This is a genomic window from Furfurilactobacillus rossiae DSM 15814, from assembly GCF_000428925.1.
GTDB lineage: Bacteria > Bacillota > Bacilli > Lactobacillales > Lactobacillaceae > Furfurilactobacillus > Furfurilactobacillus rossiae.
The window spans coordinates 15,660-30,389 of sequence record NZ_AUAW01000011.1 but is presented as its reverse complement, the minus strand read 5'-3'; the positions used below and the strand labels follow the sequence as shown (position 1 = coordinate 30,389).

The 14,730-nt window shown below is 42.9% G+C and carries 14 protein-coding genes; 6 read left to right on the top strand and 8 right to left on the bottom strand.

Going from position 1 to position 14,730, the window contains the following annotated elements; genetic code table 11:
* Positions 1–154 precede the first annotated feature (154 nt).
* The 5 genes from G400_RS0108085 to ezrA all read right to left on the bottom strand — a co-directional run bounded on the left by G400_RS0108085 (position 155) and on the right by ezrA (position 7,428).
* Positions 155–1,516 (bottom strand): SLC45 family MFS transporter, encoded by a 1,362-nt coding sequence (locus G400_RS0108085; RefSeq protein WP_017261217.1) that lies wholly within the window; start codon positions 1,514–1,516, stop codon positions 155–157.
* A gap of 268 nt (positions 1,517–1,784) precedes the next feature.
* Complete coding sequence (locus G400_RS0108080; protein WP_017261218.1) at positions 1,785–2,762, bottom strand: LacI family DNA-binding transcriptional regulator; 978 nt, start codon at positions 2,760–2,762, stop codon at positions 1,785–1,787.
* 37 nt (positions 2,763–2,799) lie between these two features.
* On the bottom strand, positions 2,800–4,017 hold the full coding sequence (gene thiI, locus G400_RS0108075; RefSeq protein WP_017261219.1) for a tRNA uracil 4-sulfurtransferase ThiI: 1,218 nt from the start codon (positions 4,015–4,017) through the stop codon (positions 2,800–2,802).
* A gap of 97 nt (positions 4,018–4,114) precedes the next feature.
* Positions 4,115–5,263, bottom strand: a complete 1,149-nt coding sequence (locus tag G400_RS0108070) for a cysteine desulfurase family protein (protein WP_017261220.1) — start codon at positions 5,261–5,263, stop codon at positions 4,115–4,117.
* A 443-nt stretch (positions 5,264–5,706) separates the two neighbouring features.
* On the bottom strand, positions 5,707–7,428 hold the full coding sequence (ezrA, locus tag G400_RS0108065; RefSeq protein ID WP_017261221.1) for a septation ring formation regulator EzrA: 1,722 nt from the start codon (positions 7,426–7,428) through the stop codon (positions 5,707–5,709).
* Between the two features lie 198 nt (positions 7,429–7,626).
* Between ezrA and G400_RS0108060 the strand changes: the two genes are divergently transcribed.
* From G400_RS0108060 to G400_RS0108035, 6 genes are all read left to right on the top strand, one after another.
* Complete coding sequence (locus G400_RS0108060; RefSeq protein WP_017261222.1) at positions 7,627–8,097, top strand: GAF domain-containing protein; 471 nt, start codon at positions 7,627–7,629, stop codon at positions 8,095–8,097.
* 205 nt (positions 8,098–8,302) lie between these two features.
* Entirely contained in the window at positions 8,303–8,911 is a 609-nt protein-coding gene (gene rpsD / locus G400_RS0108055) for a 30S ribosomal protein S4 (RefSeq protein WP_017261223.1), read from the top strand.
* A gap of 148 nt (positions 8,912–9,059) precedes the next feature.
* Positions 9,060–9,542, top strand: a complete 483-nt coding sequence (locus G400_RS0108050) for a YueI family protein (RefSeq protein ID WP_017261224.1) — start codon at positions 9,060–9,062, stop codon at positions 9,540–9,542.
* Positions 9,543–9,685: 143 nt separating this feature from the next.
* Positions 9,686–10,960, top strand: a complete 1,275-nt coding sequence (locus G400_RS0108045) for a replication-associated recombination protein A (RefSeq protein ID WP_035143785.1) — start codon at positions 9,686–9,688, stop codon at positions 10,958–10,960.
* A gap of 395 nt (positions 10,961–11,355) precedes the next feature.
* Positions 11,356–11,631, top strand: a complete 276-nt coding sequence (locus G400_RS0108040; RefSeq protein ID WP_017261226.1) for a hypothetical protein — start codon at positions 11,356–11,358, stop codon at positions 11,629–11,631.
* A 170-nt stretch (positions 11,632–11,801) separates the two neighbouring features.
* On the top strand, positions 11,802–12,299 hold the full coding sequence (locus G400_RS0108035; protein WP_017261227.1) for a universal stress protein: 498 nt from the start codon (positions 11,802–11,804) through the stop codon (positions 12,297–12,299).
* Between the two features lie 79 nt (positions 12,300–12,378).
* On the opposite strand, the gene G400_RS0108030 is transcribed toward G400_RS0108035, so the two are convergent.
* From G400_RS0108030 to G400_RS14815, 3 genes are all read right to left on the bottom strand, one after another.
* Entirely contained in the window at positions 12,379–13,248 is an 870-nt protein-coding gene (locus G400_RS0108030) for a helix-turn-helix domain-containing protein (RefSeq protein WP_017261228.1), read from the bottom strand.
* Positions 13,249–13,295: 47 nt separating this feature from the next.
* Positions 13,296–13,817, bottom strand: coding sequence for a GNAT family N-acetyltransferase (locus G400_RS0108025; RefSeq protein WP_017261229.1), 522 nt, complete (start codon positions 13,815–13,817; stop codon positions 13,296–13,298).
* Positions 13,818–14,009: 192 nt separating this feature from the next.
* On the bottom strand, positions 14,010–14,594 hold the full coding sequence (locus tag G400_RS14815) for a DNA-3-methyladenine glycosylase I (RefSeq protein ID WP_017261231.1): 585 nt from the start codon (positions 14,592–14,594) through the stop codon (positions 14,010–14,012).
* Positions 14,595–14,730: the final 136 nt, after the last annotated feature.

The window sequence follows — 14,730 nt, the reverse complement described above, 5'->3', positions numbered from 1 at the left end:
CACCCAACTTCTGAATCCTGTACATAAGCCACAAGCCGAAGTATTCGGAAAATCACCGAATTCTCCATCTTGTTTCTTATTGCTCGGATTCACCCGAAGTTAGGCATCACTCTTCTAAAACGTGCACCTGTCGCCCAGGGCTTCGGCATCACTCTTATTCCGCATACGTTTCGTGAACGATACCAACTGAAAGCGCACCAACTAATAATAGAATACCGGAAAGTAAAATCATAACAGGCATGGATGAACCCAAAAGTGGGAACAAACCAAAACTAAGCACACTGGCAACGATCTGTGGCAAACAAATTGAACCGTTGAATAATCCAAGATAGGTCCCCATGTTGGCACCAGAAAGTGCGTTTGTCAGAATTGTGAATGGGAAGGCCATCATTGAAGCCCAAGCAATACCAATTAAAATAAATGAAACAATTAATAACCAGCGATTGTGGATAAAGAATACTGATCCAAAACCAACGGCTCCTAAGGCAAGTCCTAAAGAGTAAGCCTGTTTGTGCAAGTTGTTTGGTACTCGTGCAATAACAAGTGACCATACAACAGCAGCAAGTGATTGAACGGCTGACATTAAACCAAACCAGTTACCAGCGGCCTGATACCCTGCGCTTGCTGGGTTAACTGCCTGCCAAACATTTTTAGAAATCGCACCAGTACCGTAAGTCCATAGATACTGGAAACCCATCCAACAGAAGAATTGGACAACCGTAACAGTCCAGAATACTTTAGGCGCGTGTGCTAATAACTTGAACATGTTTTCGCTCTTCTTGTTAGCATTTTCATCAATGTTATGATACCGCGCGTATGTAGCAGGATCGTATTCCTTCACACGGAAAACCGTGAATAAGCTACAAATGATCAGGATAACCGCACCAACATAGAATGAAATAACAACAGATTGTGGTACAACACCCTTTTTAGCTGTGTTGGCAACACCAAGTGCTGTCAATAAAAATGGAAAGACAGAAGCTAAAACGGCACCTGTGTTAGAAAGAAAACTTTGAACACCGTATGCAAAACCTTTTTGGTCATCGTTGACCATGTCACCAACCATCATTTTGAATGGTTGCATCGCAACGTTACTGGATAAATCCATGAACAAAATGGTAATAGCACCAAACCAAAGTGCTGTCAGTGATGCATAACCAAATCCAAAACTACCAGCATTTGGCAATAACATCATGACAATAACTGCCACAATGGCACCAATTAGCAAGTAAGGAATCCGGCGACCAAGTTTAGGCATCCAGGTCCGGTCTGAGTAATAACCAACTAATGGTTGAACAACTAATCCAGCTAACGGTGGCAGGATAAAGAATGCCCCTAATTTAGTTGGATCTGCCCCAATCGTTTGGAAAATCCGACCCATGTTTGAGCTCTGTAACGAAAAGGCCATTTGGACCCCAAGAAAACCAAAACTGATCATCCAAATAACACTAGCAGGTAATGCCGGTAATTTATGCTTTTTATCGACGCTCTGCGATGACGACTTATTCTCTGCCATGCTGCTTCCTCCATTTCAAAAATAAAACCAATAATTGCAAATGCGTTGTTATTGAGCAACGTTGATTAATCGATATTTATTATGCAACCGCTTACAATAAAATGCAACCGTTTGCACAAAAGTTTTTTAAACTTTTTTACTTACTTGTCTTAATTTATAAAACTGTCTATCAGTCTCACTTTATCAGTCACAAATAAAAGCCATCGCTATCGTAACACCTGCATGCGGCGTCACCATAACGATGGCTTTCAATTTTTTAACGCGTTAATTAATTCAACTGTTCAAACGGCAGAATGATTCGATTCTCGTGACCTGCTTCCGTTGAATGCTTGCGAAAAACCAGTTCAGCCGCAGCAGCACCCAACCGTTCAGGATACAGATCAATTGAATGAAAATTGACGTTTGGTAACGGCAACGAAATCGATCGGTTATAACTGACCAATGGCACCTGTACGTCCGGATGAACCTGCTGCCAACGTTGATAAAACGATAGCCCAATTAGATCATCCGTGGCTAAAATACCATCAATATTAGGATGATTCTCAAGCCATTCGGTTATCGAAGCAATCGGTGCATCAGCGCGTGGCAACTGCGTTTCAACGGTTGGCACACCACGCTTAGTAGCAATCTGTTTAAATCCTTGACGACGATTTTGTTCGTACGGCCAATCTACTGCGGAACTCACAAATACAGGGCGATTAGCGTGAAGCTTATCAATCAAATACGTCGCTCCTGCCTCACCAGCAGCCACATTGTCATTGTCAACATAATCATCATCGTGGCTAACACTTGGTTGACCAACAATGACAAACCGTAGTCCAGCTAACCGCAAATAATCGGCAACAGGATCATCTTCGTGGGAATATAGTAAAACAAAACGTTTAACCTTAGCCTGATCAACCATTGCTGACACATTGGCCAGAACGTCATCAGACGTTTCACCAATCGCAACTGACAGCACATACTGCCGTTGTGTCAGCACCCTATTGATGCCACGCATAGCATCAATAAAGAACGGGTTACCCTGCGTGCTACTTTGACTGGGTGGGAACACGACACCGACCACATTTGCTTCACCACGGGTTAAACTCTTCGCGTTATAGTTGGGGACGTATCCCAAACGTGCCGCTAGCGACTGAATGCGTCGTCTTGTAGCCGCCGAAATCCGTGGATTATCGTTCAAAGCTCGCGATGCCGTTGAAACCGACACCCCCGCTTGATTTGCAATATCCCTGATCGTTATCATGCCTACACCTGACTTTTCAAAATAATCTTTTTTATTATTATAGCAGTTCGGCGAATACGTCTTCTTGTTGATTTAAGAAAGTTTCACCAGGATGAATCTCCGTCATTTTGACACCAGCCAATGCTTCTTCGAGCAACCCTTCGACATCGATCCGCTGTTCAAACTCACGCGTCCGATCCAAGTTTGGCTTTGTCTTAGGTGCTGGTGGAGCAAAAATCGTACAACAATCTTCAAACGGTAACACCGACAGATCAAACGTATCGATCTTCTTGGCAACATCAATGATTTCATTCTTATCCATTGAGACCACCGGACGTAAGATCGGCATGGTCGTCACATCATTAATAGCTAGCATGCTTTCCATCGTTTGAGACGCAACCTGACCAAGAGATTCGCCGTTAAAAATGCCTAGCCCGTGGCGTTTTTCTGCCAAAGCAACGGTCAAACGTAACATCATGCGACGTTGCACCGTCATCAGATAGCCTTCAGGAATCTTCTCCTTGATTTCTTCCTGAATCTTGGTAAATGGCACCTGAATAAACCGAATCTTGCCAGTATAGGCCGTCAACTTAGCCGTTAATTCCATGGCCTTATCCAGTGCCTGTTGACTCGTGTATGGCGGGCTAAAGAAATGCACCATTTCGACTTGCACGCCACGTTTCATCGCTAGGTAAGCCGCAACTGGTGAGTCAATGCCTCCTGACAGCATCATCATCCCTTTACCAGCGGTTCCCACAGGCATTCCCATGGCACCAGCAAACGTTTGACTAGACAGAAAGATCCCGTTATTACGCACTTCAACCCGTAGCGTTAAATCCGGTTGCTTCATCTGGACATGAATATCATCAAAAGCATTTAAAATGACGCCACCAAGGTGGTCGTTCATCTCATACGTGCTCAAACCAAAATGGTGATTAGAACGGCGTGTATCGATTTTAAACGTCATGCCTGGCTTGTATTGCTCTTTAACCATATCAATGGCTTGTTGGTCAACCAGCGCCTGATCCAGATCCACCTTAACGGACGGTGAATAGTTTTCGATCCCAAAAACGTTGCTCAACCGCTTCATCACTAACGCTGAGTCTGCACCATTAAGTGTTAAGTGCATTCTGTCGTGGTCAGGATGCACCTTCACGTCGGGAATGTCATGGAGCACGCCACGAACATTATTACCTAAACGGTCAATAAACGACTTGCGGTTTTTCCCCTTTGTTGATAATTCGCCATAGCGAACCATTATTTCATCATATTGCATTAACGAGCCTCCCTTATTTATCTTCAATTACCTTTTTGTTAAGCAAAATTAGCAGCTAATTACGTGCCTACTATTTGTAACAAAGTCACTCAATCGCCTAGCTATTAATTTTCTTAAACTGTTCATATAGTTGATCGAACACCTGATTAAATGTATCTGCTTCAGCTAACGTATTGTTTTCATCCAAACTTACACGAACAGCACTGGTTGAAATTTGATCTGGCACCTTCATTGCTTTAAGCGTGCTCGAGGCCAAATGCTTCTTGGAAGAACAAGCGCTCGTTGTTGAAATGTAGATATCATGATCCTCAAAAGCATGCACAATCGTTTCGCCACGAACTCCTTCAATAGCAAAGCACAAAATGTGCGGTGCAAAATGATCATTGTCCTGTGAAAACAACGTGACTTTTGGAAAATCTTTGATGTGTTTCAAAATTCGGCTGCGCACTGCCCGTTCATTTGCAACATTGGTCTTTTCATTTGTGAGTAACAGACGTAGTGCACGAGCCATACCCGCGATTGCAGGTAAATTCTCTGTCCCACTACGCAAATTACGTTCTTGACCACCACCGGTCATCAATGGCGCAATTCGTTTACCAGAACGGGCGTAAATAAAGCCGATACCACGAGGTGCATGGAACTTATGACCAGAAAAAGTAATAAAGTCAACACGATCATTAAAAATCAAATCAGAGATACCTTTACCAATGCCCTGTACAGCATCAATGTGAAAGTGAATCGTTGGATAATCCTGTAAAACGGCTGCAATATCCTTTAATGGTTGGATACTGCCAATTTCATTATTAACGGCCATCACAGAGACTAAAATCGTATCTGGTCGAATTGCCGCCTTCACATCGGCTGCACTGACGCGACCCTCTTCATCAACAGGTAAATACGTAATCTCGTAACCAAGTTGTGCCAATTGTTCCATAGAGTTGTGCACTGCTGGGTGTTCCACAGAAGAAGTAATAATGTGGCGACCAAACGCCCGTTTTTCCATTGCGGTACCCTTAACGACCCAGTTGTCACCTTCAGTACCACCACTGGTAAATAAAATTTCACTCAACTTAACGCCTAACAAATCGGCAATCTGTTGACGAGACTGTTCCAGTAAGTTATAGGCTTGTTCACCAAAATTATGCAAAGACGACGGATTGCCCCAAATGGTTTGACTGACTTTGGAGTATGTCTCCAAAACAGATGGTGCCACCTTTGTCGTTGCGCTGTTATCAAAGTAAATCATGTTGTCCCTTCCTCGTTTTAAATTCGGTTCGACTCGAGTTAAAAACTTGAATCAGTATATCACGTTTGCCCGCCCTCATGCGAACATCTGTCCATTCACTCCAGTAATGCTCACCAATCCCTTTTTAAAGAGAATTCAGCTAATTATCTAAGACTTCGCTATGGCAGGCATTACGCAACCTAATGCCATTACACTGACGCAAACATTGCTCAGCGAGTGCGAGTTAACTCCATACAAGACATGTCTTATCCCCATCCGATTATGAATCATCGATCACCTCATTATTCATCGCGAAACGAACGTGTTAATGTCGGCAACCGCACGTTTGTGACTGTTCCTGTTGTAACGAAAAAACGATCGTCCATGCATACTCTGCACAGACAATCGGCATTTTCAATTAACTCTCATGAAACAATTCATCTCATTTGAAGTGGAAAGTCTGGTTACGCTTGTGAAGTCGGCGTTTCCGGCTGATCACCATAGTAACTATCTTCAATTCGTTTGTACGCGCCTGGCTCAATCTTTTCCAGTGCGTTAGCAATTGTCTCTAATGACTCGGAATACTTATAATCGCGATCAAACAGCTGCTGAGCGCGCTGACTGGCCGCAACCATTTCTTCATCCGAATTGCGGTAACGGTTAGCATATTGAAGCAATTGCTCAGCCAGCACTGCGCTGTCACGAACGTCATTACTCTTTTCCGTTAAGGTAGCCAAGTCGGCCTGAATCATCACTAACTGCTTGGTCACGTCTTCCATATTGATCTGAGTTCGGCTCAGAGCACCACCCAGTTTCTCTACTTCATCACTGACAACATAGAAATAATCCAAGTAGTCCTTGGGCAGACCAGGTAGATTCAGACTCTCTAACTGACGTTTGATGGTGTGCATTTGGTTATCAAACTGCTGAAAACGTTGTCGTGCCTTCTGTTCCTGTGCTCCCAATCCTTTGATGCCATCATTGATTTGACGTTGTTGCTGTTCAATTTGCGTCAGGGTTTGTAGCTGATCCAACTGATGCTGTTGAATGTTGGAGTAGCTATCGGTATGCGTTGCTAATGCATTGACATCCGTACGATAGTATTCTTCGATTTTTTCAATTTCCGTTGCCAGCGCCTGCGCGTTGTCGACCTCACCATGATTCAAGACATAGCTTTGTCCAAGTCGATCCAGCTCAACCTGAAGGGCACGATTTTGTTGTTTGGCGTGTGCCAAGAAAGCTTGTAACTCTTCGTTTTGATCATCAACTTCAGGCTTGGCCTTAACTTCTTTTTCAAGGACTGCATATAAATCATCAATTTGAACTTCAATATTGTGATTATCAGCGGTCGTTGTGGCGACATCTAAATCGGCTAAATGTTGATTGGCAGTCTGAATTTCACCTTTAATCCGGTTTACTTGACCGGGAATATCTACATTGCCAAACACAAAATTCTGCGAAGTCATCTGTTGGTAACCGTCAACAATGTCGTTCAGTTGATCATTGAAACCACTCTTTAAGTCACGGTACAGTGGTGGAATGGTATCGATCAAATGATCCAAGTCATCCGTTCCTTCAGTCAACTGATCCAATACTTTTTGGGCAGCAACATGATCGCCCTGTTGAGATAAGTTTGTAAACTCATCAAACTGATCTTCGAGTTCAGCAAGATTGTGTTCTAACTTATCTATACTAGGACCAAAACTTAAATTCTGCGACAAGAGTACCTTCCGCAAATCTTGGTACTTCTTTTCCAATTGATTAACAGCAGCTCGGTGATCACTGTCGACCTTTTTTAATGCCTCGAGGCCACCCTGAACATGCGTCAACTTATCCGTCGCGTCGTCCAGTAAGTCAGTCGCTTGTTGCAATTCATTACGGGTTTTAACAAAGTTAATGCCCCGCGCGTCAACCATTAACTGATTAATAACCTGATCAATTTGTGGTAACGTTTTTGTTTCCACGCCCTGATATTCATCTGTTAACCCATTGAAAGCAGTCAACGACTGGCCCGTCAAGCTCAACTGATGACCGGTCTCAACTTGTTTGTCCACGTGAAGTTGACGTAGATCTTCGCGTCGATCCTTCAGCGCTTGAATTCGCCGACCCGTTATTTTTTGGAACGCAAAGACCGCTCCAAACAAGATAATTGCTAGAATGATGATGCCAATTAAAACTTGAACCATTTTGCACGTCCATCCCCGTTTGCAAGCCATTGATTGCTTGCTTTTTTGAAATAAATCATTAAAATGTACGTCATCAAATTGAAATATCACTAATTGAAACGTAACTAACTAATGAAAAGTATAGCATAGCCAGTTTTTCGCTTTAGATTACGTTTCTGTGACTTTATACTTTTTTAGGTCTTACCCAAGGAGGATCACATGTCTGAAACAACGAAATCCCTATTAAATCAGCAATTAGACGCCCTCTTAACTGACGAGCACGATTTAATTGCAAATTTAGCAAACGCATCTGCTTTATTGAAACAAACGATTCCTGATCTCAACTGGGCCGGGTTCTACCTATACCACCCAGCTGACGATGAACTTCTGTTGGGCCCGTTTCAGGGAAACGTCGCTTGTGTTCATATTAAACCAGGCCGTGGTGTTTGTGGCACAGCGTTGACTACCCAAGAAGTGCAAGTTGTGCCAAATTTTCACGAGTTTGCCGACCACATTGCATGTGATTCTGCCAGCAATGCTGAGCTCGTGATTCCATTAACGAAAAATGACACTAAAATTGGCGTCATGGATTTAGACTCCCCAACATTAAATCGTTTTAGCGATGAAGACGTGACCGAACTAACCGCATTTGCCCAGGTTCTGGTAAGCCATCTTGACATTACCACCTAAATCACGGTATACTATTTCAGTTGTAAAATTTGCAGCAGTAGGTGGTAAGCTCGTCAACAGATTGGTGCCGGCGATTGCCTAGTGCCATCGTTGGTTCAATTAGTACCCGGGGCTGCTCCGGTGAACATTGCAAAACAACCTGCACGAATACCGAGCCTACACTTCGCATATTTTACTCCAAACAAATTATTTGGAGGACATTTAAATGTCACGTTATACAGGTCCTTCCTGGAAATTGTCACGTCGTTTAGGCGTTTCACTTTCAGGAACAGGTAAAGAATTAGCTCGTCGTCCCTACGCCCCTGGTGATCATGGTCAAGGTCGTCGTGGTAAGGTTTCAGAATATGGTACACAATTACGTGAAAAGCAAAAGTTGCGTTTCACCTACGGCATGACTGAACGTCAATTTGCTAACTTGTTCATTAAAGCTGGTAAAATCCGTAAGGGCACGCATGGTACTAACTTCCTCGTTCTGTTGGAACGTCGCTTAGACAACATGGTTTACCGTTTAGGTTTGGCTACTACTCGTCGTCAAGCTCGTCAATTGGTTAACCATGGTCACATCACTGTTGATGGCAAACGTGTTGACATTCCTTCATACGAAGTTAAAGTTGGCCAAGAAATTGCCGTTCGTGACAAGTCAAAGAAATTAGTTATTATCCAAGCCGCTGTTGAAGCCGTTGTTGGTCGCCCAGCTTACGTTGAGTTCGATGCTGACAACTTAAAGGGTTCATTAGTTCGCTTGCCAGAACGTGAAGATCTGGATGCTGATATTGACGAATCATTAATCGTTGAATACTACAACAAGTTGTAATTTTCTTACTTCTTGTTTTCAAAACCGGTGGGCTCGCTCATCGGTTTTTTCTATGCCCTTTTTAACCAGTTACAAGCTCCAAATGCATAGTCACACATAATGATTATGTTATACTAGCCAGTGAGAAATCAACTGGGGAGGTATTGATATGGCTGATAATCATGGCACAGACGGTGATACGAACCAACGCCTTTCAAATGCAATTTATGGTACTCCAAAAATCAACCCAGACGAACAGCGTCATTATCTGGGAACATTTCGTGAACGCGTTGCACTGACCATGACCGTTGCTCAACTTAAGAGTGGCGATTACCTCACTGCGTTCGGCAACGACCTCAGTCAACGAGACGAAGTTAATAATACCGTGTTGATGAACGGAAATTTAGGTCAGGACGTTTTAGGCCCTTACATCCGAGCTACAACAATGCATGCGGTCTCATTTACAATTAAAAATGATCCGGAATATAAAATTGGTGACGATGACTTGGCGTTAGTTGTTACCGCCAAAACTGCCATTGACGTTAATCCTGTCGATATTGCCAAAAAATATGCTGGTCAAACTTCATCTGATAATGAGCAATCCCAGCCAGTAAGAAAAACAAGTTTTTGGCAGCGGTTATTCAATAAATGAAAACTATTACTGAATTCACTTTATAAACGCACTGGCTTCCCTCCCAGGGAACTCAGTGCGTTTATGTCACTAGATCACACACGTAACTGTAACTTACCATTTCTTTTAACCGGAGGAACACCTTGCAACCTTTAGCTTATCGCATGCGTCCTAAACGCATTGAAGATATCGTGGGCCAACAACATCTTGTTGGTCCTGGAAAAATCATTAACCGCATGGTTAAAGCGAAACTGCTTTCTTCCATGATTCTTTATGGTCCACCTGGCACCGGTAAAACAAGTATTGCAAGTGCTATTGCCGGATCAACTAAATATGCTTTCCGAATGCTTAACGCGGCGACTGATGGCAAAAAAGAACTTCAAATTGTCGCCGAAGAAGCTAAAATGAGCGGCACAGTGGTTTTATTACTAGACGAAATTCACCGTTTAGACAAAGTTAAACAGGATTTTCTGCTACCACTTTTAGAAAGCGGCGCCATTATTCTTATCGGGGCGACCACTGAAAATCCGTATATCAACATCAACCCTGCCATTCGTAGCCGTACCCAAATCTTCGAAGTTTATCCCCTCACTCCCGAAGATATTGAAACCGCCATCGACCGCGCACTTGCTGACGAGTCAAATGGTTTGGGCAAGATTAAGGTCAATCTAGATGAAAATGCCCGCCATCACCTTGCCAGCGCCACTAATGGCGATTTGCGTAGCGCGCTTAATGCATTAGAATTAGCAGTTCAATCTACTGATCCTGATGATGATAAAGCTGTCCACATCACACTTCCTATTGTTGAAGAATGTTTGCAGCGCAAAGCCCTGTCTGCTGATAAAGATGGTGACGCCCACTATGATGTCATTTCTGCTTTTCAAAAATCAATTCGCGGTTCAGACACCAATGCGGCTCTACATTACATGAGCCGTTTAATTGCCGCTGGTGACTTGACTATCATCTGCCGTCGACTTCTCGTCATCGCCTATGAAGACATTGGGCTAGCCAATCCTCCCGCCACTGCCCATACTGTGTCAGCCGTCACGGCAGCTCAACAGTTGGGCTTGCCGGAGGGACGAATTCCCCTAGCAGACGCTGTGATTGAGCTTTGTTTGTCTCCCAAATCAGACTCTGGCATCAGCGCAGTCGACAGTGCGCTGGCTGATGTCAACGCCGGCAAAAGCGGTGATATTCCCGCTCACTTAAAAGATGCCCATTATAAAGGTGCCGCTAAGCTGGGCCACGGCGTAAACTATCAATTTCCACATAACTTTCCTAATGACTGGGTAAGGCAGCAGTATTTGCCAGATAATTTGGCGAACGCAACCTATTATCATCCTAAGAACAATGGTCGCTACGAAACTGCGCTGGGTGAACAATATACTCGATTAATGGCAGCTAGTGGACATCCATTATCCGCCAAGAATAAAAAATAATGTTTTTCAAACAGCCAACACTAATAATTGCGTCTTTAAAAAAATCATGCTATGCTCAATATGAATTCTAAGATGTACGCAAGGCTCAACTTACAGTGTTGCCTTACAGTCTTTTTACTTAGGGTGTGACTCTAGTATCGCCTATGATAGGCCTTTTCTCTTGGTAATCAGAAGCCTTAACAGCCACGCCCACCTGCCTTGTCGCGGGTCAACTCTGAAGAGCCGGTTGTCGGCATCACTAGTTTTCATCAAAGTGCATACTTTGGAACGTCAGTCTCCTAGAGGCTGGCGTTTTTCTTTTGCTTGAATCGCCAAATTTTAGATACAATGAAAAAAATTCACCTCTATCGTTTTAGGTCCGAGTCATTTATAATTAACTCTCGCGAGGTAAGAATATGTTAATAAAAATTTTAATCTGCATTTTTGCACTCATTTTCTTTTTCATCAGTGGTTATCTCTGGCTTCACCGCCAAACAGGTTTTTTATTGTTTACACCTGAACGTCATCCACAAATTGGCACATTACTCACTTTTTGGTCCATCGAATTGTTCATCGTCGGACTGCTAGCTATCGCAGGCGTATTTAGTCTTGTTGTGATGGTAATCGCTTTGATTATCGGTTGCCTATCAGGGATGTTACTCGGATTAACGCTCGTCCGTTTTATAAACTAGCAGCCATAGCAGTTAGTGGTCTTTCCTTAACACTCTTCCCAAATTTGTCTCCTTGTTTATTATAAATCGCACGCAAAAACGGATTTTTGAATGAAAATACAGCGCTTTCACTTTTGTTTTCAAGCGGTTTACAGTAGAATAAAGGTAGAAAATAAAGGGGAGTGAATTTCATGGCACAACAATACAAACGGATTTTAGTTCCAATCGATGGTTCACGTGAAGCTGAATTGGCCTTTAAGAAGGCTGTCGCGGTTACACAACGAAATGGTGACGATGCCGAGTTGCACTTACTCCATGTTGTTGATACCCGTGCTTTCCAAAACATCTCAAGTTTTGACACAACCATGGTTGAACAAGTTACTGAAACGGCCAAGAAAACACTCGATAAGTATGCTGCCGAAGCCAAAGAGGCCGGCGTTAAGTGTGAATACTCAATCGAGTATGGCGCACCAAAGTCAATCATTGCACAAGAGGTGCCCAAGGAGCTCAATACTGATTTGATTATGATTGGTGCTACGGGACTGAATGCCGTTGAACGCTTATTAATCGGTTCTGTTACCGAATATGTCACTCGTGCCGCAGTTTGTGATGTCTTAGTTGTTCGGACTGATTTAGCTAACAAGCCTGTCTCAGCCAAGGAAGGCGCTCAAGCCACAAACAAGAAGTAATTTTTATTTAAATCAAAATGAAAAAAGATTCAATCCACGCGTTGTTCCCTGTGGATTGAATCTTTTTCTTATTTTAATTTTATAAAGCCAACGGTGGAATTTGATACTTTGCAACATTATTTGTGATACTCTCAGCCAACCGCTGATTCTTAGATACTAACGCTAACGCATAGGCAATATACATATTTTGTTGTGCGTTCTTACCATCATCCAACTTGAGTTGACTAAGTGCCATTGTTTGATAAATATCTTCAAGTAAAAACAAACTATTATTTTGCTCACTCAGTTTAATCGCCTTCTTGGCAAGTGATAAAGTACGACCATCTTTGCCAATCTCTTGAAAAAACTTAGCTGCTTGTAAATATGAAGATACCTGATCTTGAACAAGATCAGGACTATCTGAATCAAACTCGTCTAAATCGCGAACGGCTTGATTAACAAATAGTTCTGCCTTATCAAACTCACCTTTTTTCGCATAGGCAAGCCCTAATCCCAAACGTGACATCAGTGAATAGATATCCTTACTGCGATTATTGAACTCATTTAACAACATGCCAAAGTTGAAAATAGCCTCATCTGGATTGTCGTGATTCATCAGTTGCAATTGACCACGATAATAATAGTAAGCCTTAATTTCATCATTCTCTTTCAAACTTCGCAGCTTCACACGATCCAAACGGCTTTCTGCGTTGCGGTACTGAGCAGTCCGCACTGCATAGCCGACCTCACGAAAGATTTGGACAGCCTGATCGTCTGTCTCAACGATCACATCATTTAGTTGAATCCCCAAGCGGCTGCACAGCTTTAATAAGATCTGCATGCTCGGAATTTTATTCCGTTTTTCAATCAAACTGATGGTTGCTTGGGTACAAATGTTTTTAGCCAAATCTTTCTGCGATAACCCCCGTGCTTTGCGGTATGCACGAACCCGAGCGCCTAAAATTCTCATCTTTTCTGCCCCATTCATTCTGCTGAACTAGGCGAGACGCAATGCACTTATTTCAATACACACTCATAGGCCAAACGTTGTGCATTTCCGTCAATATAAATATGACCGCAATACTCAAAACCGACTTTTTGAACTACATGTTGCATTACTTGGTTTTGTTTATGCGTATCAACACGAACGGACACAACTCCTTGATCACGCCTCAACGTTGCCATCAGCTTTGTAAACAGCGTCTCAGCGAGATGCTGTCCACGAAAACGATTTGAGACAGCAACGCGATGAATCGCCGCATACTTAGCAGATGGCATTAACCAGCTACCCGCTTCAATTAACCGGTAGTTCGGATCAACCCCAACTATCGCGGCAGCAACAGCAGCAATTTGAGTGTCATTGGCAAGCACATACAAGCGACTCGCCTTAATATCTGCCAACATATCAGCCTGTGCCGGATAACCATCCTGCCACTGGTCAAACCCTTGCTTTGCAATAAACGTCTGGGCACCACGGATAATCACCATTATTTGATCCATGTCTGCCGTCGTTGCCAGTCGCAATTTAAAGTTACCCAAACACAAACGCCTTCTTCCAAAATGATTGTCGCATCAAGATTAAATTACTTTTACCCCGGCGGTAAAAAATTCACGTTTTGTGAAATAATGTACGTTTTACCATCATCGTCAGGCTCATGAAGCCGCGTGTCAGAACGGTTTCCATCTCCATGTCCGCGATAATTTTTGCCGTTATCATCATCGCATGTTTTCTTAAATTCGTCCAGTGGTATGGACCGATAAATATATTTCTTTTTGACGATAGCAATTATCTTCATGATCGTTGATAAAGCCCGCCGCCTGTAGAAAACTGGTGATTGTTTTGGGACCAACTCCCTTAATCCCCCATTCATAAAAAAGTGCGGTTGTTTGTTTAATGAATGTATATTTTGCTAGATTGTTTCTCGCCTTTTCTAATCCAAGCGGTTGTTGACGTTGCAAGGCCCATAATTGTTCCGCCGGTGATACTTCGCCCAACTGCTGCTGTTGCCACTGGCGCGCATTGTGAACTACATTTTCAATCTTTCTTCGATTGCGGATCATAGCTGGATCGGTCAATAGCAGTTGCGTATCTGCTATAGAAAAACCAGCCAGTTGATCAATATCAAAATTTGCTAATCCTTTCTTTAAAGCTGATCGTCGTGACAAAATTAGCGACCACGTCAAACCGGCTTGAAATACTTCTAAGCTTAACAGTTCAAATAATAATTGGTCTTCATACACGGGTACGCCCCATTCGCTATCATGATAATTCATAACCAGTTCATTCCGATCTGCCCATCCACATCGCTGTTGCATGTAAAAACCTCCAATAGTACTCTTTTAGTCAACACAATAAACATACGTAAAAACGGCCCAGTTTGTTTTTTTGTAAATAAAAAACGGAATCCAATTTAACAGGATTCCGTTTTAAAATTATTTTTCAAAAAGATTT

What these genes read in the sequence shown, in the direction of transcription:
- G400_RS0108085 (WP_017261217.1), bottom strand. Translation starts at nt 1,516, where the DNA reads ATGGCAGAGAATAAGTCGTCATCGCAGAGCGTCGATAAAAAGCATAAA.
- G400_RS0108080 (WP_017261218.1), bottom strand. Translation starts at nt 2,762, where the DNA reads ATGATAACGATCAGGGATATTGCAAATCAAGCGGGGGTGTCGGTTTCA.
- thiI (WP_017261219.1), bottom strand. Translation starts at nt 4,017, where the DNA reads ATGCAATATGATGAAATAATGGTTCGCTATGGCGAATTATCAACAAAG.
- G400_RS0108070 (WP_017261220.1), bottom strand. Translation starts at nt 5,263, where the DNA reads ATGATTTACTTTGATAACAGCGCAACGACAAAGGTGGCACCATCTGTT.
- ezrA (WP_017261221.1), bottom strand. Translation starts at nt 7,428, where the DNA reads ATGGTTCAAGTTTTAATTGGCATCATCATTCTAGCAATTATCTTGTTT.
- G400_RS0108060 (WP_017261222.1), top strand. Translation starts at nt 7,627, where the DNA reads ATGTCTGAAACAACGAAATCCCTATTAAATCAGCAATTAGACGCCCTC.
- rpsD (WP_017261223.1), top strand. Translation starts at nt 8,303, where the DNA reads ATGTCACGTTATACAGGTCCTTCCTGGAAATTGTCACGTCGTTTAGGC.
- G400_RS0108050 (WP_017261224.1), top strand. Translation starts at nt 9,060, where the DNA reads ATGGCTGATAATCATGGCACAGACGGTGATACGAACCAACGCCTTTCA.
- G400_RS0108045 (WP_035143785.1), top strand. Translation starts at nt 9,686, where the DNA reads ATGCGTCCTAAACGCATTGAAGATATCGTGGGCCAACAACATCTTGTT.
- G400_RS0108040 (WP_017261226.1), top strand. Translation starts at nt 11,356, where the DNA reads ATGTTAATAAAAATTTTAATCTGCATTTTTGCACTCATTTTCTTTTTC.
- G400_RS0108035 (WP_017261227.1), top strand. Translation starts at nt 11,802, where the DNA reads ATGGCACAACAATACAAACGGATTTTAGTTCCAATCGATGGTTCACGT.
- G400_RS0108030 (WP_017261228.1), bottom strand. Translation starts at nt 13,248, where the DNA reads ATGAGAATTTTAGGCGCTCGGGTTCGTGCATACCGCAAAGCACGGGGG.
- G400_RS14815 (WP_017261231.1), bottom strand. Translation starts at nt 14,594, where the DNA reads ATGCAACAGCGATGTGGATGGGCAGATCGGAATGAACTGGTTATGAAT.